Raw genomic sequence first — 17171 nt, 5'->3', positions numbered from 1 at the left:
CCCGGCTCACTCGCAGGCCACCCCGTCGCCGTCCCGGTCGAGCTTACGGCTGTAGCCCGGCGGTCCGAGCCGCAGCGGTGCCTGTCCCGCCGCTCGGACCGCCGCGCAGTTGCGGTACGAGATATTGTACTGGGCTGCTGGTGAGGGGACAGGAATTGTTGGCTTCGGTGCCGGAGCAACGGGTCTCTGGGGCGCCGCCTCCCGATCGGTGCTCACGGCGTACTGGCCACCTGGCCTGACCCGGACCGTCACGGTGCCGTCCTGATCAGTCCGGTACACACTTGCTCCCGCCTGCTGGTACAGCGAGAGCGCCGAGGCGGTCGGGTGCCCATAGTTGTTCTTCCCGACCCCGATCACCACATTGCGGGATGGGCGCCTTCGCCGAGTTCGAGCGCAGCCTGATCCGTGAGCGCCAGCGGGAAGGCATTGAGGTGGCCAAGAGAAACGGCGTCTACACGGGCCGCAAGCCTAAGCTGAACGCCGCGCAGGTGGCAGTCATCCGCGCGCGGCTAGCCGCCGGGGAGAAGAAGACAGTCCTCGCCCACGAGCTGGGCATCAGCCGGGAGACGCTCTACAAGCACCTCAATGCAGAGCGCTGAGCAAGGGTTGGGTACGGGGTGTCGACATTCGGCACTCACCACACGCCCCCCAGAGCACCAACAAGTCATTGACAACCAAGCAACCCAACAATATAGTTGGGTTATGGCACCACCTTTTGACGCCCGTGGTGTCCTGCCTCCCGGTCAGCATCCCTGCACCTGGCCTGAACTGGTCGAGCGGTTTGGCCTCGGTAGGCGGCGCGTCAACCTCCTCACCGGCCTGCTGGCTGGATTGACCGTGCTGCGCGAGGCCGGATGCCTGACGGTTTACATCGACGGCAGTTTCGTAACCGAGAAGCTCAGACCTAATGACGTTGATGTCGCCTACGATGCGAGTGACGACGCCCTCCTGAAGATTCAGGCACTCGACCCGGTGATGCTGGACTTCGGTAGCCAGCGTTTTGCCCAGAAACGCAAGTACGGCACCGAGTTCTTTCTGGCGGACACCCCGTGCGACGCTCAGGGCCATACCTTTCTGGACTTTTTCCAGCAGGACCGCGATGGTCAGCCGAAGGGCATCGTGATCTTCGATCTCAGGAGCCTGCCATGATTCAGAACGAACGACAGTACAAGGTTGCCACTATCAAGCGGCAGGAGCTTTTCAGCGCCCTGGCGGACCTCAAGGCCCAGCCTGCTAGCGCAGTCGGGCTTCGGCAGCAACTCCACCAGCAGGGGATTGCTTCTCAGCTTGAAAGCCTGGATCAGGAACTCGACCAGTACCGGGCGCTCACCACTGGGAACGTGGTCTTCGAGCATCTGGACATCATCGAGCGTTTGCCGACACTGCTGATCGAGCTGCGCCTGGCCGCCCGGCTCAACCACCGCACCCTGGGAGAACTGCTGGGGGTCCACGAAGAGCAGATCCGCCGCTATGAGGCGACCGGGTACAGCGGGGCCAGTCTGGACCGGGTACTCAGCATCGTCGAAGTCTGCCGGACTCGCGTCCAGGAACAGCAACCGTCAACGTCCTGGGTGAACGACCCGGAGGCGCGGGGCGCACGGCCTGCCTAGCGAGCGGCGGTGGGGCGCTGATCACGCGCAACACCAATGATTTCCTGGGACTGCCGGCGGTGGTCTGTGACCCCTGGCCCACGCTGCCAACTCGTGAACGCTGAAGGCCGTCGACGGTATAGAGGCCGAAGGGCAGGGTGCTGGCCGGTGGGGGTTCAGCGGTGGGTTTGCGGCGGGGCATGGGCTCAGGGTACGTCAAGGTGGAGGCGGCGAGTTGACGAGCGAGTGCCGCAGATTCGTGTGCCTCAGGGCGCGGTGCCCGGCTGCGCGGATTAGCCGTGATTCCCAGAGCAAAGTGACAATCTGTTCCGTTCGGTGTCCAGTTACTCGATGCTGGCTGACTGCGCCGCGCTGAGCCGGGCCTGACCCATCCACAGCCGCCTGTCCATCGGCCTGGCGGCCAGCCCTCCAGGTCAGTCGCCTGTCAGCGACCAGCCGCTCAGGGCGCGCCGCTTCCTCACGGTCGCGTCGCAACGCGGCTTCTGACCTTCCAGTTTAGGAGCGCGAACAGATCCGTAGGCGCGGTGCGCCAGGCTGCGCCGCACGCACAACGGAGGTTGCGCCGAGTGGCGCAAGTCAAGAAGGAGCGCCTGACGGCGCACGGTGTCTGAACCCGGCGTTCGCGCGGCTCACGGCGGGCTGGGTCGCGTCTTGAACAGAACGGCACCTACCGGGCCTGTCCGCGCCCGTCGTGGGGTTTGAGGCGGCTCGGCACCCAAGCCGAGCGCGGCCAACAGCGACAGCCTTAAGCAGCCTTATCCGCCAGCAAGAAAAATGCTGGACAGAGCAGCGTTTTCTTGCTGGCGTGCCGCCAAGGATCTGAAGGCGCCTGAGAGCTGTCAAACCCGCGAAGGGCGCGGCTTACGACGCCTGCGGCGCTTGACAGCGGCGAGGGCGGGGGAAAGGGTGGAAGGCCCCGGCCATACGCGCTCCGAAATTTACCGTCTTTGGGGCTTTCCGTTTCAAGCTCTGGATGTTGCTGTCTACCTCGCGTAACCGACCTACTGCTGCGCTTTGCTATGACGAAGGTTGGGCGATAAGTTCCAAGTCGAGAGCGTCGAGAATGTCGGCCCACAATTTAGGAACGCTGCCTCCCCGGCCCCCCGTGTCGTTGAGCGCACGGGTGATGTTGTTTGGCTGCGCCTCAATGGCGCGGGCCAGGTCGGCACGTGACATGCCCTTCTCTTTTAACCGGGCATCTACCGCCGCCCTGATTTCAGCATTCATGCATTAACGCTATCATATCTGGCTCATTATCCAAATTTGACAACACTATCCAAATATGATACTATAGCAGACAGCAGGAAGGGGCGCTTCCTCCGCCAAGATTGGGCGCCCCCCTGACTTCCCCCGTTCAGAAGGAAGCACCATGAATGCTACTTCAGCTCCCGCCCTATCGCGTACTTTCGCCATCGTTACCACCTACCGTGAGTGCAGCGTGGTTACCGAGGTCAGCCGCGACAGCGTGACCCTCAGCCGCGAGGAAGTCGGCGCCCCGCTCAGCGCCCAGGTGAACGGGCAAGCCGCCAGCTTGAGCCGCGCCGTGCGCCTGCTCCAAAACGCCCAGACGGTCACCCTTACTGCTGAGGTACTGCCCGCCGCCCCAATCGGCAACCCCCGCGCCCACCAGCTTCACCGCGTGATGGGCCGGGTCGGCATTCCCGCCGCCGAGCACTACGCCTTCGCCCGCGCCGCCACCGACGACCACAGCATCTACAGCCTGGCCGCCCTGAGCGCCCCCCAGGCCGATGCGGTCTGGGCGTACCTGTGTAGCTGCTACCCAGCAGCGGCCAATCAGGCGGTGAGCGCGTGAGCATGGCCGGGCTCAACCCCTGGAAGGAGCGGGTGCGCCAGGCGCCCAAGCCGATCAGTAAGAAGCGTCAGGCCCTGGCGGCAAAGTATGCCCAGCAGCCTGAAGCGCCCGTCGAACTCGGCACGCGGGTGGTCATCATCAACAGCCCACTGTTCGGGGCGTTCAAGCCGGGTGATCTGGGGTTAGAAGGCGTGGTGATCGGCTTTGATTTCGGCAACCAGGCGCGGCCACAGGTGCGCCTGGACGGGGACACTTTCGGCTGCTTCTACCATCTGGCGGATGTGCGGGAGAGGCGAGCATGAGCCAAGCTGCCACCCCCGAAGGCCAGGCCGATGCGCCAAGAACAGAACGGCACCTGTCCGCCCGCGCCGCGTCCCAGGCCATCACTGCCGAGCTGCTGGAGCGTGTTAGCACCCAGCTTGAGCACCTCAGCACCCGGCTTCAGCAGGGCGAAAGCGCCGAACTGCTGGCCTTCATGCGCTTCTCGGCCCGCTTCCACAGCTACAGCCTCAACAACCAGTTGCTGATCTGGACCCAGGCCCCTGCCTCCCAGTACGTCGCCGGGTTTCGGAACTGGCTGGCGTCAGGCCGCAGCGTCAAGAAAGGGGCCAAAGCGGTACGGATTCTGGCGCCGTTGACCGTCAAGGACCCGGACGCCGCGAGGACCACCGAGGGGAAGCAGCCTCAAAAGCTGGTGGGGTTTCGTTACGTCTCCGTCTTTGCCGACTACGACACCGAAGGCGAGCCCCTGCCCACTCAGGGCTTCATGACCGTGCCAGGCGGCGACGAGGGCCACCGTGCCCTGATCGACGACCTGAGTTCCGCCGTCCCGGTCCCGGTGCGCTGGGAGGACGCCCCCCACACCGCCCTCGTCGTGAACGGACGCCCCTGGGGACGCCACTCCTCCGCGCACGGCTGGACCGACGGCCAGCAGATCGTTCTCAACACCGCCCGCTGCGCCGGACAGCCTGCCCACGCCCTGCGGGTCTTCTTTCACGAGTGGGCGCACGCTGAACTGCATTTCACGGACAACGGGCAGCGGCCTGAAGACCTGCCCAGCCGGGCCGTGCGCGAACTGGAGGCCGACGGCGCCGCCTATGTGCTGTGCGCCGCCTACGGCATCGACGCCACCGCCCAGACCGCCGACTATGTGACGGCCTGGGGCGGCCATGCCGAGGCCTTACAGACCAGCCTGAAGCGGATTGCAAAAACCGTCAGCCGGGTGCAGGAGCGGATTCAGGCGCAGCAGACGGCCAGGAGCGCCGCCGACTAAGCCGCGAGCGCGGCCTATGGCCGCGCGGGTTAGGCGCTTCAGGGCGCCTCAAGACACCGACTGCTTAGCACCATTACCCACGTTCACGCCCCCCTTTCATCGCCCCCATTTCACCACCCAGGAGGAACCACCATGACCGCAGCTCAGCAGCTCACGCCCGCCGTCCAGCTCACCTTCGCCCCCGTCTCAAGCCGTGTGGAGCTGGTGCCGTTTTCCAGCGTGCGCCGCAGTCCGCTCAACCCCCGCAAGAAGTTTGACGCCGCCGCCCTGATTGAGCTGGCCCGCAACATCTACGAGCGCACCCCCAGGGACGAGCGCGGGACCATTATCGGCAGCGGCGTGATGCAGAACCTGATGGGGCGCCCTAGCGTTGAAGGTATAGAAATTGCCGCCGGAGAGCGCCGCCAGCGGGCCGTTGAGCTGCTGGTACAGGGACTGACCATCGCGGTGCAAAGCGGCCAGGACGCCAACGGGCGCCCAGTCATGACCGAACAGTTCATTCAGGTGCCCGGCAGCTATCCACTGCCGTTTTGCATTGAGCCGATGACCGACGCCGAGCTGATCGAAACCGCCACCGTCGAGAACATCCAGCGCCAGGACATGACGCCCCTGGAAGAGGCCGACGCCTACCTGGCCTTGAACGCGGCGGGTCGCAGCATCGACTACATCGCTCTGAGATACGGCAAGCACCCCGGCACCGTCAAGGGCCGCATTCAACTGGCAGCGGGTTTGGGTCAGGCAGGCCGCAAGCTGCTGGACGCAGGCGACATCACGCTGGAACACGCCCGGATCATCGCCAGCACCAGTGGGGCGCTCAAACGTAGCCTGACCGAACAGGCCCGCAGCGGGGCCAGTCTCCGCACCCTGCATCAACTGGTCAAATCGGGCGCCTTTTTGGTCGAGCACGCGCTGTTCGATGTGCCAGGGAGCGGCCTTCAGATCGAGGAAGGGCTGATCGGAGATCTGCCAGCCCGCTTCAGTGATCCCAAGCAGGCTTTGAATAAGCAACTCGAAACCCTGGAAGCCCACAAGGTTGAGCTGCTGGCGAGCGGCTGGAAGACGGTGCTGATTCTGCCTAGCGAAGACCCGTATGCCCGTCTTCCCTATCAGGACTGGCTGGAGTCCTACCGGGTGCCAGAAGCCTTCAGAGGCACGTTGGTCTTCGTTTACAGCACTGTGACGGGCCGGGTTGAGCGTTATGAACACGTCGCCCGGATCAATAACGTGCGGGCCAGTCAGGCGGAGCCGGGAGGGACCACCGCCACGCCCCGGCGTTTGAGCCGACTCAGCTCGCCAGAACAGACCGGCCTGGGGGTCCGTGAGACGGCCCACCGCATCGGGCATGAAACGCGCTGTCAGGCCCTGGACGGCTACCTGGCGACCCACGAGCGGGCCTGCCTGGTGCTCGCCATCGAGCGGCTGTGGCAAGACGCCACGCACGGGCGGGGCGAGCTGATGGGCCTGAAGGTGACGGGCCGCAAAGAGTCGCCTCTCACCCCAGAAAGCCTGGCCCTGAGCGCCTGGGTACAGGAGCGTTTTCCGGCGCTGTTCACCGAACTGGACGACGGCACCCGGCGCCCCGCGCCTGAAGTCGGTGTCTATGATGTGCTGAGCGCCGAGGACGTGACCCTGGGGGAGCTGGTGCGGGTCCTCGCCTCCCTGACCCACCGGCAGGTCGGCGCCTGGGAGAGCCACACCAGCCGCCCCAGTCAGGCGCTGAACGGGTTTGCGGCGAAGGTCGAGCTGGCGGGCGATCTGGTCAACCGCTTCATCCTGACGGACGCCTACCTGGACGCCTACCGCAGCACCGACCTGGTGGCCCTGATCGGGACCATGCCCGCTGAACTACGCCCCGCTTTCAAACATGGCTGCCCGAAAAAGGAACTTAAGGCCAGGATTCTGGAGCGCTCGGCGGCACTGACGGCGGCAGGCTGGCTGCCTGAGCTGGTGAAATTCCAGTCGTAAGGATGCTCGTGTCGGGGTGGGGGTCTCCCCTGCCCCGACACCAAGCATCCGCCATTCCACCATCCTGACCCAGGAGAATCACCATGCCCCCGACCCCACAGCAGCTCTACCGCGCCGCCAGCCAGTACGTCGAGGCGGGTCTGAGCCTCGTTCCAGCGGGCACGGGCGGCGCCTACGCCAAGCAGCCGCACTACGCCGCGCTGAAAGCCACTGGGCACAGCGTCTGGGATGAAGAGGGAGGCCGGGTCCGGGCGAGCTGGACCACGCTGCGCGAGCGGCCCCCCACCGACCGTGAACTCAAAACCTGGTTTCTGAGCTTCCGGGCGGGCGGCCTGGCGCTGGTCACGGGCGAACTGTCCAACCTGGTGGCGCTGGACTTCGATCTGGGCGCCGGGGTCGAACTGCTGGGCCACCTGAAGCTTGCGCCGCATGTCCGAACGCCCAGCGGCGGGTATCACGTCTATATCCGTCACCCCGGCTGGCATGTGCAGACCATCAACGCCAAAGCCAAGAGCATCCTGCCGTCCGGCCTGGACATCCGGGGCGACGGCGGGCTGGTGATGCTGCCACCCAGCACCACTGACGTGGGGGCGTACCTGCGGCTGGACGAGAAGAAAGTGCTACTGCGCCAGGCGATTCCCGAAGCCGTGACGGTTGGCGGCAAGGTCTTACCGTTGCGGCAGCTCTGTGGTCTGGCTGCCGAGCAGGTAACCGAAGCTGATAGGGATGAGGTCACGCCGCCGGAGGTCGATGCGGGCACCCGGCGCGACGTGGGCGAGCTGATCGACTACGCCCTGCACGTTGCCCGGCAGCGGGGGCGCAACGAGGGCGGCTTCGTGCTGGTCAGGGCGTTACGCGATCATCACTACCAGTCCTGGGAGACGCTGGAGGTGGGGCCGTACTGGATCAGCCTGCAACCCCCAGTCAATACCAAAGGCCGCCACGAGCCCTATACACCCGAAGAATTCCGGGCAACGGTACGTAGCGTCTACCGCCGGAACCGGCGGAGGCTTTGAAGGCGAGCGGACCTTCTGCCCCTGCTCCGCCACCAACTGATTCGGAATCTGAAGACATCCTGTTCCTGACCAAGAATCTGGCGGGGAGGTTGGTGCTCCCCCTCTCCCCTTCCCCAAAGGTTCCAATTTTAGGGTGTTCACGGCCAGGCCCTACGCTGCCAATGGGTACGGTCAGGGCGCCATACTGTCTTAGCGGTATAACAGTAAACTGCTATACCGTCGGGTGTTCATTTGAAGGCTGGATAGCTCCCAGGCACGATTTGCATGCAGGTAATATCGATATAAAAGTTTACTGCTAATCTGTTTTACTGCTATATTAAGCCATGAAACTGATCAGTGTGGCCTCGGAGAAGGGTGGGGTAGGGAAGACCACGACGGCAGTGACGCTGGCGGCGCATCTGGCGGTCAAGGGCAACACCCTGCTGGTAGACGCCGACGAGCGCTTGCAGTCGGCCAGTAAATGGACCTCCAAAAACGCTGGCTACACCTGGGCGTTTGAAACCACCCTGTATTCCAATTTCACCAGGCAGACCTTCGAGCGCGACGCCTACGATTTCGTGGTGCTGGATACCAAAGGCGGTGAGGGTCAGGAGGAACTGGTCGATCTGGCGCGGAACTCTGCGCTGCTGATCGTGCCGACCAAGCCTGACGGCGTGAGTGCCGACGGCCTGGTGGCCACACTGGCGCCGTTGATCGGTCACGACGTTCGCAATTACCGGGTGCTTATCACTGATGTGCCGCCCGCCCCCAATGCGGACGGGCTTGACCTGCGGCTGGAACTGGACCGAGCTGAGATCCCCATGTTCAGCCGCGACATCCGCCACGCGGTGGCGGTCAGCAAGGCGGCCCGCGAGGGTGTCAGTGTGCGTGACGTCAAGGGTGACCGCTACGCCAAGCTGGTGTGGCTCGATTACGAAGTTGTGGTCAGGGAGGTGATGAGAGATGTCCGCTGAAAAGGGCACCAAGTTCGGCGTACTGGCTGGACTACAGCAAAGCAGTAAGTCAGTAAAGCAGCAATCACTTGAAGCGCCATCCGCACCGGAGGCCCAGGAGGTGCGCTTCACCAACTACTTGGACGCCGAGATCAGTCGCCGCCTGAATATTCATGTCGCTCAGCTCAAGGCGGCCCGCACCCCAGGTATACGTCCCAGCATCAAGAGTGTGCTTGACCAGGCCCTGCGCGACTACCTGGACCGCCACGAAACAAAATAAAGCTGGCTGATTCTTGAAGCAGTAAAGCAGTAAAGCAGTAAGTTGACAAAGGTGCTCATGGTGGGGAACGCCGTAAGCGCGACTCCCGGCACCGATCAGGCGGGCGCAGGGCCGGTGGAGGCCAGTAGGGGAGAGGAGAACAGGTGTAAGGCCAGAGCGGCTGTATACGGCGCTTCATTCGCACTCCGTAGCCTAGCCTCATTGAGACGGCGACGTAGTGCGAACAGCTCACGACACCGGCAGGCGGTTGATCCGGCGCCGCTCAGGGACACGCGATACGTTGGCATGAAGCAAGGCGGTTCGGCGCTGTTTGTGACGGTATACCTGTAAAGCAGTAAACTGCTTTACAGGTATTAGCGTTCGGACTGGCGATGTGGCCGGTTGGCGACGCTCGGTTCGTCGGCCTGATCGAATCGTTCGCTGTGGGCGGTCAGGGTGTGCGTCATGACTGGTGGTGTCAACTGGTCCGAACCTTCAAACAGAAGCCACCGGATGTGTGCGCCAATGCCCCGTCCCAGATTCAACTCCGCCTTGTTTGAGATCGACGGCACAAGGAGTGTGTATTCCAGCCAATGCGGCACCCAATTCCGGCCTAATGCGACACCCAAGTATGGTGGCACGCGGCACCCCTCAATCCGGTCACGAGCTGAGGTCATTCTAGGAGTTCGGACTTCACCGCAGTCACCTTTCGGTCCTTCTTTCTCAGGCTTTCTCCTTTGAGCTCGATGCGGTAGGCGTGATGCAGGACGCGATCAAGGATCGCGTCCGCCAGGGTCGGGTCGCCAAGATTCTCGTGCCAGACGGTGGTTGGGAACTGACTGGTGATGATGGTCGAGCCACGTTCATACCGGTCATCCAGGATCTCGAGCAAAATTCGGCGCCCTTCCGCCGACGGGGTATCGAGTCCCCAGTCGTCCAAGATCAACACCTGAACTTTGGCGAGCTGTGAAAGCAACTTCAGATAGCGACCATCCCCCTTCGCCAGAATCAGTTCCTGCAACAGTCGGCCTGTCTGAGCGTACTGGGCGCTGTAGCCCTTCCGGCAAGCTTGGTGGGCCAGTGCGCAGCCGATGAAGGTCTTGCCGACTCCGGTGGGGCCGGTGATGATCACCCCGCGCTTCTCCTTGATCCACAGACCCTCTCCGAGGGTCCGCAGCAGCTTGCTGTCCAGGCCGCGCGGGTGCTTGGTGTCAACATCTTCCAGGGTGGCCTGAACTTTGAGACGTGCGGCGAGTAAGCGGCGCTGGGTGGTACGGCCGTCGCGGTGGGCGAGTTCCCGATCCACGAGGAGCGTCAGGCGCTCCTCGAAGCTGAGTTCACGTGCCTGGGGCTGTTCCTGCTGCTCCTGGATGGCCTGGGCCATCCCGTCGAGCTTCAGGGTACGGAGTTGGTGGGTAATTGGGTGTGGCAGCATAGAAACCTCAGTTCAGGGTGGGGTCGAACTCGTATTCAGGAAGGGGTGAAAGGCGCTCAACCGTCTCTGGAGCGGTGTTCTGCCCGTAGTACGCAGGGCCACGTACGTTGACGTGATCCGACACCCGTGGTGCCGGATCTTCTGGCGTGAGGGGAAGCTCGTCCAGGTGGTGCTTCAGGATGGATTCCACGCTGCGGTAGCTGAATGCCTGTAGGAACACCGCCCGGCAGCAAGCAGCTTCCAGCCGCTCAACGCCGTAGGCCTGCGCGAGCTTAAACAACCCCTGACAGGACCGCTGGCACTGTTCCGGGTGGCGACTGGCGCTCAGCAACGCCTCGACTAGCTGCGCTGTGCCAGGGCCGATCTCTGCGGCGCGCGTCCGGAGACGCTGTGGCGTCCACTCACCGACGCGCTGATGGTGTGGCGGCATATGTTCCTTGAGGGTGGTCTGCCGGGCATGGGTGCTGGACGGGTCCAGCACCCGGTGATGTACCGCGATCCGTACGCTGTTCAGGAACACCTCGACCAGGTGGGGCGTGAGTCGCAGATCGACCGACGTCTTCGCGTGCCGGTACGGCACGCTGTAGAAGTGACCTGCCAGTTCGACGTGGTAGTCGAGCCCAACGGTGGTGCGTTTCCAGCTGGCGATCTCGAAAGGCTGAGACGGCAGGGGACGCAGAGCTGGCTGGTCCAACTCGGTGAAGAGTTCGAAGCGGCTTCCCAGCCGCTTCTGAAAGGGTTGGAGATTGAGTTCCCGCAGCGGTCCCCAGAGCGCTTCATTAGCAGCCGCCACACTGAAGTACACCTGATCCCGCAATGGTGCCAGCAGGGAGCGTTCGGCAATCTGCACGTGGACTTCGACCAGGGCCTTGTCTTTCGGCTTGCGAACCCTTGCGGGGATGATGGCGACGCCGTAATACTCGGCAAACTCGGCATACGCGCGGTTGAGTTCCGGTTCATAACGGCTGGGGTGGGTCACGCCCGTCTTGAGGTTGTCTGGCACGATCATTTCGGGCACGCCACCGAAAAATGTGAGCGCCCGAACGTGCGAGGACAGCCAGTCCTCGCTGCTCTGGGTCCGGGTCACCTCGACATAGGTGTAGTCACTCGCGCCGAGCGTCGCCACGAACACCTGACCGGGGTGACTGACCCCGGTCCTGGGGTCGGTGATGGCCAAGGTCAGACCGGCATAGTCGACGAACAGCTTCTCGCCCGCCCGGTGGACCTGACGCATCGACAGCCCAGCGGTGCTTTTCCAAACGCGGTACTGTTCGGCGAACGTCGAGTACTGCACGCCATCTGGATGCTGACGGCGGTGTTCTTCCCACAGCAGTCGCCGCGTGACCCCTTTCCGGTGCAGTTCGCGGTCGAGCTGCGCCCAGTCGGGCTGAATCGCCGCTGCTGTGGTTGTTCGGTCCCGTGGACCGAACAACGTTGCTTCGAGTTGCAGATCATCGAGATCTGATGGGAGAGGCCAGGTCAAACCTGCCTCCTGAGCCCGTTGAACGTACTTCTGCACGGTGCTTCGGGCCACCCTGACACTGCGACTCACCTGTTGGTCGCTGTAGCCCAGATCAAGCTTGAGGCGAAGAACTTCCCGAATATTTCGCATGGCAACACGCTTCTTGGTCATCCTTCAGGATGACGGTGGAGTCTCGCGTGCCGGACAGAGCAGCTCTGGGTGCCGCATTAGGCCAAAATCGGCCGCCGCATTCGGCTGGAATCACTGGCCGCATACGACCGGAATACGCAAGGAGCTCTGTCGCAGGCGCTGCTGCCCTGAACGGACAGTTCCCCTGAAAGGATACTCACGTGCACGCCACTTCGCGCCCGACGAACCTCTTCCCAGGCGACGTGGGGCGTGGGTATCACTTCGGATTTCTGACTAGCACTGTTGAATAATCTGTCACCTACTGTTAAATTATCCAAATGTATCTTCGCCTGTTGGAACCCGCCATCCGCGAGGCCCTGACTGATACCCCCGTCGTGATGATCGTTGGTGCCCGCCAGGTGGGAAAAAGTACCCTGGCTGGTGCCCTGAGCCCCCACCGGTACACCCTGGATGACCTCACCACTCTGGCGGCGGCCCGCAGCGATCCGGTGGGGTTTGTCCAGCGCCTGCCGGACGGCGCGCTGATCGACGAGGTGCAGCGCGTCCCAGAGCTCCTGCTGAGCATCAAGGCCAGCATTGACCGCGACCGACGCCCAGGCCGGTTCCTGTTGACTGGCAGCGCCAACGTCCTGACCCTGCCACGCGTAGCCGACTCACTGGCCGGGCGCATGAGTGTGCATCACCTCTGGCCCCTCTCGCAGGGCGAGCTGGAGGGGGGGCAGCGTGAGAACTTCGTGGACAAGATATTCGCCAAGGCGTGGCCGCACGGTTTTCCCCTGCACGATCTTGAGGAGCGGGTGTTACGCGGCGGCTATCCTGAAGTGATCACCCGCTCAGCTCGCCGCCGGGACGCCTGGTTTGCCGATTACCTGAGAACCCTTATGGAGCGCGACGTGCGCGACCTGAGCCGGATTAGCGGGGTGAGCGAATTGCCCCGACTGCTGACCCTTCTGGCCGACCGCAGCGGCAATCTGCTCAACACCAGCGATCTGGCCCGTGACGCCGGGCTGAACAACGTGACCTTGAGTCGCTACACCGATCTGCTGCGCGCCCTCTATCTGGTGTATACTCTGCCCGCCTGGGCTACCAACCACAGCAAGCGGCTGATCAAAGCGCCCAAGGTGATGCTCGCCGATAGCGGTCTGTGCGCTCATCTGCTGGGCCAGACCGCCGCGTCGCTCGAGCAGCGCCGGAGCGGCTTCGGTGCGCTGCTTGAAACTTTCGTGGTCGGTGAACTCCAGCGCCTGCTCGGCTGGAGTGAGGTCGCCGCCACCCTGCACCACTACCGCACTGCCAGCGGTCAGGAGGTCGACGCTGTGATTGAGGCGCGCGGAGGACAGGTAGTGGGCGTAGAAGTCAAAGCCAGCGCCACCGTCAGTGAGCGCGATTTCAAAGGGCTGCGCGCGCTGGAAGAGGACGCCGGGGAACGCTTCTACCGGGGAGTGGTGCTCTACACCGGCGACCGGGCCGTGCCGTTCGGGGAGCGCTTGATGGCCCTGCCCGTCAGTGCCCTCTGGAAAGCGCAGTCGAACCCGCAAATCGAGATGGGTATCGTCGGCGCCTGACGCCACGCTCAGACCCACCTGCCAAGGCGCAGGGGCCAGGGAACACGCAGATCGATCTGAACACGACCTCGGACCTGCATACCTACCTCGCCCTACCGACGACACCCGTCGCCTTCAGAAGTCTTCGACCTCGGCGGCCACGTCGTCTTCCAGAACGGCCACGTAGCGCCGGGTGGTGTCCACGCTGGCGTGCCCCAGGAACAGCCCGACCCGCGTGAAGTCTTTCGTCCGGGCATACAGGGTAAGTTCAAGTTGCTAGCGCACCACTCTGATGGGCCGAGTGTACCTCCTGGGGGGTGCGATACCCCAACACTTTTCGGGGTCTGTTGTTCATCAGATGCTGAACGGCCAATACGGTCGACAGTTCCACAGCCGTAAAGTCCGTTCCCTTCGGGAAAAACTGTCTCAGCAGACCATTGGTGTTCTCCACCGATCCCTTCTCCCAGGGGCTGTGAGCGTGGCAGGCATAGGTTGTCGCGCCCCACTGCTGACCGAGCGTCTCGGTCAGGACGAACTCTCGCCCCTGGTCAACCGTGATGGTGTTGACCTTCTGGCCGTCCAGCACGCTATCCATCGCCGTGTAGACTTCCACCGCTGTTTTTCGCATGACCAGATTGAGGGCGATCAGCCGTGAGCAACGGTCTTCCACCACCACCAGGCTTCCCTTCCCTTTGGCCCCTTCCATCAAGTCGGCCTCCAGATGGCCGATTTCCTGGCGTGTATCGGCTGCCTCTGGACGTTCAGTGATGCTCGTCCAGAGCAGTGGAGCGCGGCGACGCAAGGAGCGGCAACGACGTTCTGAACGGCCTTGACGCAGATATTGAGCCAATTCAGGGTGAGCGTACACGTACTGGTAGATGCGCTCCACGGAGGGGCAGTCCTGCCCCTCCAACTCGTGGCGTCCAGCAATCTGCTCTGGACTGTGAAACAGCCTCAACCGCTCGCTTATCCCGTCCCACACGCTCTCTTGAATTCTGAGTCGATGACGGCGCTTCTGTTCGTCGTGGGCGTGCTGGTGTGCCAGCTCAGCTTCATAAGGCACAGCGCGAGACAACTCGCGGGCGATGGTGGTGCGGTGGACGCCCAGTTGCTCTGCAATAGCGCGAAGAGCATGTTTGGCCCTCACAAGGGCTTGGAGCTGATACCGTAGTGGGAGCGTGAAACGGTTGTAGGACATGCTTTTCTCCTTTGACAGAGAAAGCGTAGCCCCTCCGGGTCACGCTGTGCGCTAGCAACTTGAATCCACCAAACGGTCGCTTTCGCAATGTAGTGGTAATGGACTTATTGTCGAAAGCCGCTGATCGTCGGGTAGTGCTGCCCGGCAGATGGACTGGCATGGGAGGTAATTATGGATGCGGATGAGGCTGACCGCAGGATTAAAGACTACAGAGCATCCGACTGCAGCGGGTCACTGGTGCTTAAGGATTGCACGACGCTGACCCACCTGCCAGACGGACTAATCGTCGGCGGGTGGCTGAGCCTCGCGGGATGTACCGCGCTCGCCCACCTACCTGATGGGTTAACCGTCGGCGGATGGCTGAGCCTCGCGGGATGCACTGCGCTCGCCTGTTTACCCGACAGGCTGATCCTCGGCGGAGACCTGAGCCTTGCGGGATGCAAGGCGCTCACTCACCTGCCGGACGGGCTGACCGTCGGCGGAGACCTGAGCCTCTCGGGATGCACAGCGCTCACCCATCTGCCGGACGGATTAACCGTCGGCGGAGAGCTAGACCTCACGTATTGCCCTGCGCTTACCCGTCTGTCGTATGGGCTGACACTCCGTGGAGGGCTGAGGCTCGCGGACTGCACGGCGCTTACTGACCTGCCGAATGACCTGACCGTCGGCGGAGAGCTGAATCTTACGAACTGCACGGCGCTTACTCACCTGCCGGACGGGCTGACCGTCGACGGGAAGCTGAACCTCGCATTCTGTACAGCGCTCACCCATCTGCCTGACGGGCTGACCGTCGGCGGAGAGCTAGACCTCACGGACTGCATGGCACTCACCCACCTGCCGGACAGGTTGACCGTCGGCGGAGAGCTAGACCTCTCAGATTGCGAGGCACTCATCCACCTGCCGGACGGGCTGACCGTCGGCGGGAAGCTGAATCTTACGAACTGCACGGCACTCACCCGTCTTCCGGACGGGCTGACCGTCGGCGGAGAGCTCGACCTCACAGACTGCACGGCACTTATCCAGCTGCCGGACGGGCTGACCTTCAGCGGGAAGCTGAACCTCGCATTTTGCACGGCACTCACCCATCTGCCGGACGGACTGACCGTTAGCGGAGAGCTGAATCTTACGAACTGCACGGCACTCACCCGCCTGCCGGACGGACTGACCGTCGGCGGAGAGCTAAACCTCACGGGATGTTTCGCGCTCACCCATATTCCCGAGCGGTCGAAGGTTACAGACTGCCGCGGTCTGGAGACCTGTGCTGCCGCTTTCGCGGCGGGGATGCGGCAGTTGCTCATGATGATCCCACCCAACCACTCTACGAATGAGCCCGCGACCATCCAGATTCGAAAAACGCCCGGCGGAGGTTGGCTTTCTGTTGACCTGGATGGGGTGCCCGCAGAAGCGGCCTATGTTGGCGACCGGGTGGTGAGTTGGGGACAGCCCGCGCTTCCATCGTCCCATCGCGAACCGCTTCATGCTGCGATACGGTACACGGGCGAGCGTCGGGCGGGTTGTCTTGGCGGGATGTTCACGCCGGCTACGGCCGGATCGCCCGGCTCGGCGCGTCTCAGTGTCGTTGTTCATGTGCGCGAGCCGGTATGGGAGCATGGCGGCGTCCTCGCGACGGGGCTTGGAGCGGAGATGGCCGAGGCAACGCTCGACGGCTTTCGGGCGATCGCACGATCGACAACGCTACGCGCGCTTGGAGCGGGTTGCTTGGAAGTGCGATGGGCATGGGAAAGTATCATCGACTCGTCTCAGCATGGCTTTTGCGTCATGGCGAAACAGCTCGCAGGCGTATTAGCGCTCCCCCGCACCGCTAATCCCGAGGACGTCGAGGCGGCGTGGCAGGAAACGAGTAATACGGCAGCCGGTGTGCCGCCGTTCCCGCCGCTATAGCGGATGTTTATTCCTGGGTCGGCGAACCCCAACCAACCGATTTTGCGTCATCGGCTACACGTAGTTCTTTGCTCGTCCTACGTCCTGACTCCATGTTAAACGGGTTTTGGGAGCACCATGAGGTCCTAACTGGGCGGGAGCAGTCCTTTACCCAGTTACGAAACAGTTCGATTGTGACACCACTAGTTACTGACCTTACTCGACAAGTATTCGGCGCTCAGAGCGTCCCAGTCCGAAACGGCTTTGTTGCAAAACTGACGTTGGGGATTCCGGCAGGGCATCGAGCGGGAAAGATGGGCACCCCCATTAACCGCGTGATTTGAAGTGCGTGGAGGTGCTGTGGTCAGGCGGGGGGATCAGTTAATCGCTGGGTGCCAGATATTGGCTTGTTATCGGTCTATTTCAGCGCTGATTTCCGAAAACTTCCCAAGGCTTCACGACAGCATGCCTCCTAGGAAAGAGCAAAGGCAATGACGAATTCAAGTTGCTAACGCACGGGTCTGATGGTTGGAGTGTACCTCATACGGGGTGCAGTACCCCAGGACCTTGCGGGGTCGGTGGTTGAGGGCGTGTTGGACGGCCAGGACGGTGCTGAGATCGACCTGAGTGAAA

The 17171-nt window shown here is 62.9% G+C and carries 16 protein-coding genes and 2 pseudogenes; 12 read left to right on the top strand and 6 right to left on the bottom strand.

What is annotated here, in order from left to right:
* Positions 1-6: 6 nt before the first annotated feature.
* Positions 7-279: an excalibur calcium-binding domain-containing protein gene (locus tag Q0R23_RS01700; RefSeq protein WP_366520374.1), complete on the bottom strand. Its 273-nt coding sequence runs from the start codon at positions 277-279 to the stop codon at positions 7-9.
* Positions 280-368: 89 nt separating this feature from the next.
* Here Q0R23_RS01700 and Q0R23_RS01695 point away from each other — a divergent pair.
* The 3 genes and pseudogenes from Q0R23_RS01695 to Q0R23_RS01685 all read left to right on the top strand — a co-directional run.
* Positions 369-599 (top strand): annotated as a pseudogene (locus Q0R23_RS01695) (recombinase family protein); the annotation flags it as partial.
* A gap of 103 nt (positions 600-702) precedes the next feature.
* A complete protein-coding gene (locus Q0R23_RS01690; RefSeq protein WP_293909696.1) occupies positions 703-1149 on the top strand; it encodes a hypothetical protein in 447 nt (148 codons plus the stop codon).
* Positions 1146-1610 carry a helix-turn-helix transcriptional regulator gene (locus Q0R23_RS01685; RefSeq protein WP_293909694.1) on the top strand — a complete coding sequence of 155 codons (465 nt, stop codon included), beginning with the start codon at positions 1146-1148 and terminating at the stop codon, positions 1608-1610. Before Q0R23_RS01690 ends, Q0R23_RS01685 begins: the two co-directional genes overlap by 4 nt.
* A gap of 1017 nt (positions 1611-2627) precedes the next feature.
* On the opposite strand, the gene Q0R23_RS01680 is transcribed toward Q0R23_RS01685, so the two are convergent.
* Entirely contained in the window at positions 2628-2837 is a 210-nt protein-coding gene (locus Q0R23_RS01680; protein WP_293909692.1) for a helix-turn-helix domain-containing protein, read from the bottom strand.
* Positions 2838-2979: 142 nt separating this feature from the next.
* Between Q0R23_RS01680 and Q0R23_RS01675 the strand changes: the two genes are divergently transcribed.
* From Q0R23_RS01675 to Q0R23_RS01645, 7 genes are all read left to right on the top strand, one after another.
* Positions 2980-3423 (top strand): hypothetical protein, encoded by a 444-nt coding sequence (locus Q0R23_RS01675; RefSeq protein ID WP_293909690.1) that lies wholly within the window; start codon positions 2980-2982, stop codon positions 3421-3423.
* 2 nt (positions 3424-3425) lie between these two features.
* On the top strand, positions 3426-3725 hold the full coding sequence (locus tag Q0R23_RS01670) for a hypothetical protein (protein WP_293909687.1): 300 nt from the start codon (positions 3426-3428) through the stop codon (positions 3723-3725).
* Positions 3722-4696 (top strand): ArdC family protein, encoded by a 975-nt coding sequence (locus tag Q0R23_RS01665; RefSeq protein ID WP_293909684.1) that lies wholly within the window; start codon positions 3722-3724, stop codon positions 4694-4696. Before Q0R23_RS01670 ends, Q0R23_RS01665 begins: the two co-directional genes overlap by 4 nt.
* Positions 4697-4828: 132 nt before the next feature.
* Positions 4829-6661, top strand: a complete 1833-nt coding sequence (locus Q0R23_RS01660; RefSeq protein WP_293909681.1) for a ParB N-terminal domain-containing protein — start codon at positions 4829-4831, stop codon at positions 6659-6661.
* An 83-nt stretch (positions 6662-6744) separates the two neighbouring features.
* Positions 6745-7677, top strand: a complete 933-nt coding sequence (locus tag Q0R23_RS01655) for a bifunctional DNA primase/polymerase (RefSeq protein WP_293909678.1) — start codon at positions 6745-6747, stop codon at positions 7675-7677.
* Positions 7678-8000: 323 nt separating this feature from the next.
* The gene (locus Q0R23_RS01650) at positions 8001-8630 is read left to right on the top strand and encodes a ParA family protein (protein WP_293909675.1); all 630 of its coding nucleotides are present in this window, start codon (positions 8001-8003) and stop codon (positions 8628-8630) included.
* Complete coding sequence (locus Q0R23_RS01645) at positions 8620-8889, top strand: hypothetical protein (RefSeq protein ID WP_293909672.1); 270 nt, start codon at positions 8620-8622, stop codon at positions 8887-8889. Before Q0R23_RS01650 ends, Q0R23_RS01645 begins: the two co-directional genes overlap by 11 nt.
* A gap of 652 nt (positions 8890-9541) precedes the next feature.
* Here Q0R23_RS01645 and istB read toward each other — a convergent pair.
* Positions 9542-10303 (bottom strand): IS21-like element helper ATPase IstB, encoded by a 762-nt coding sequence (gene istB, locus Q0R23_RS01640; protein WP_293909669.1) that lies wholly within the window; start codon positions 10301-10303, stop codon positions 9542-9544.
* Between the two features lie 7 nt (positions 10304-10310).
* The gene (gene istA / locus Q0R23_RS01635; protein ID WP_293909667.1) at positions 10311-11936 is read right to left on the bottom strand and encodes an IS21 family transposase; all 1626 of its coding nucleotides are present in this window, start codon (positions 11934-11936) and stop codon (positions 10311-10313) included.
* A 296-nt stretch (positions 11937-12232) separates the two neighbouring features.
* Between istA and Q0R23_RS01630 the strand changes: the two genes are divergently transcribed.
* On the top strand, positions 12233-13480 hold the full coding sequence (locus Q0R23_RS01630; RefSeq protein WP_293909665.1) for an ATP-binding protein: 1248 nt from the start codon (positions 12233-12235) through the stop codon (positions 13478-13480).
* Between the two features lie 114 nt (positions 13481-13594).
* Here Q0R23_RS01630 and Q0R23_RS01625 read toward each other — a convergent pair.
* Both Q0R23_RS01625 and Q0R23_RS01620 read right to left on the bottom strand, forming a co-directional pair.
* Positions 13595-13720: pseudogene (locus Q0R23_RS01625) on the bottom strand (integrase); the annotation flags it as partial.
* Positions 13721-13727: 7 nt separating this feature from the next.
* Complete coding sequence (locus Q0R23_RS01620) at positions 13728-14657, bottom strand: IS30 family transposase (RefSeq protein WP_293909663.1); 930 nt, start codon at positions 14655-14657, stop codon at positions 13728-13730.
* A gap of 171 nt (positions 14658-14828) precedes the next feature.
* On the opposite strand from Q0R23_RS01620, the gene Q0R23_RS01615 reads away from it, so the two are divergent.
* Entirely contained in the window at positions 14829-16559 is a 1731-nt protein-coding gene (locus tag Q0R23_RS01615) for a hypothetical protein (RefSeq protein WP_293909661.1), read from the top strand.
* The last annotated feature ends 612 nt before the right edge of the window (positions 16560-17171 follow it).

It is taken from the genome of Deinococcus sp. (assembly GCF_025362455.1).
Lineage (GTDB): Bacteria > Deinococcota > Deinococci > Deinococcales > Deinococcaceae > Deinococcus.
The sequence above is the reverse complement of the archived record's forward strand: the minus strand, read 5'-3'. Positions and strand labels throughout refer to the sequence as shown.

Excerpts from the sequence above, each read along its gene's own strand:
- Q0R23_RS01690 (WP_293909696.1), top strand. The coding sequence starts at position 703 with ATGGCACCACCTTTTGACGCCCGTGGTGTCCTGCCTCCCGGTCAGCAT.
- Q0R23_RS01685 (WP_293909694.1), top strand. The coding sequence starts at position 1,146 with ATGATTCAGAACGAACGACAGTACAAGGTTGCCACTATCAAGCGGCAG.
- Q0R23_RS01680 (WP_293909692.1), bottom strand. The coding sequence starts at position 2,837 with ATGAATGCTGAAATCAGGGCGGCGGTAGATGCCCGGTTAAAAGAGAAG.
- Q0R23_RS01675 (WP_293909690.1), top strand. The coding sequence starts at position 2,980 with ATGAATGCTACTTCAGCTCCCGCCCTATCGCGTACTTTCGCCATCGTT.
- Q0R23_RS01670 (WP_293909687.1), top strand. The coding sequence starts at position 3,426 with ATGGCCGGGCTCAACCCCTGGAAGGAGCGGGTGCGCCAGGCGCCCAAG.
- Q0R23_RS01665 (WP_293909684.1), top strand. The coding sequence starts at position 3,722 with ATGAGCCAAGCTGCCACCCCCGAAGGCCAGGCCGATGCGCCAAGAACA.
- Q0R23_RS01660 (WP_293909681.1), top strand. The coding sequence starts at position 4,829 with ATGACCGCAGCTCAGCAGCTCACGCCCGCCGTCCAGCTCACCTTCGCC.
- Q0R23_RS01655 (WP_293909678.1), top strand. The coding sequence starts at position 6,745 with ATGCCCCCGACCCCACAGCAGCTCTACCGCGCCGCCAGCCAGTACGTC.
- Q0R23_RS01650 (WP_293909675.1), top strand. The coding sequence starts at position 8,001 with ATGAAACTGATCAGTGTGGCCTCGGAGAAGGGTGGGGTAGGGAAGACC.
- Q0R23_RS01645 (WP_293909672.1), top strand. The coding sequence starts at position 8,620 with ATGTCCGCTGAAAAGGGCACCAAGTTCGGCGTACTGGCTGGACTACAG.
- istB (WP_293909669.1), bottom strand. The coding sequence starts at position 10,303 with ATGCTGCCACACCCAATTACCCACCAACTCCGTACCCTGAAGCTCGAC.
- istA (WP_293909667.1), bottom strand. The coding sequence starts at position 11,936 with ATGACCAAGAAGCGTGTTGCCATGCGAAATATTCGGGAAGTTCTTCGC.
- Q0R23_RS01630 (WP_293909665.1), top strand. The coding sequence starts at position 12,233 with ATGTATCTTCGCCTGTTGGAACCCGCCATCCGCGAGGCCCTGACTGAT.
- Q0R23_RS01620 (WP_293909663.1), bottom strand. The coding sequence starts at position 14,657 with ATGTCCTACAACCGTTTCACGCTCCCACTACGGTATCAGCTCCAAGCC.
- Q0R23_RS01615 (WP_293909661.1), top strand. The coding sequence starts at position 14,829 with ATGGATGCGGATGAGGCTGACCGCAGGATTAAAGACTACAGAGCATCC.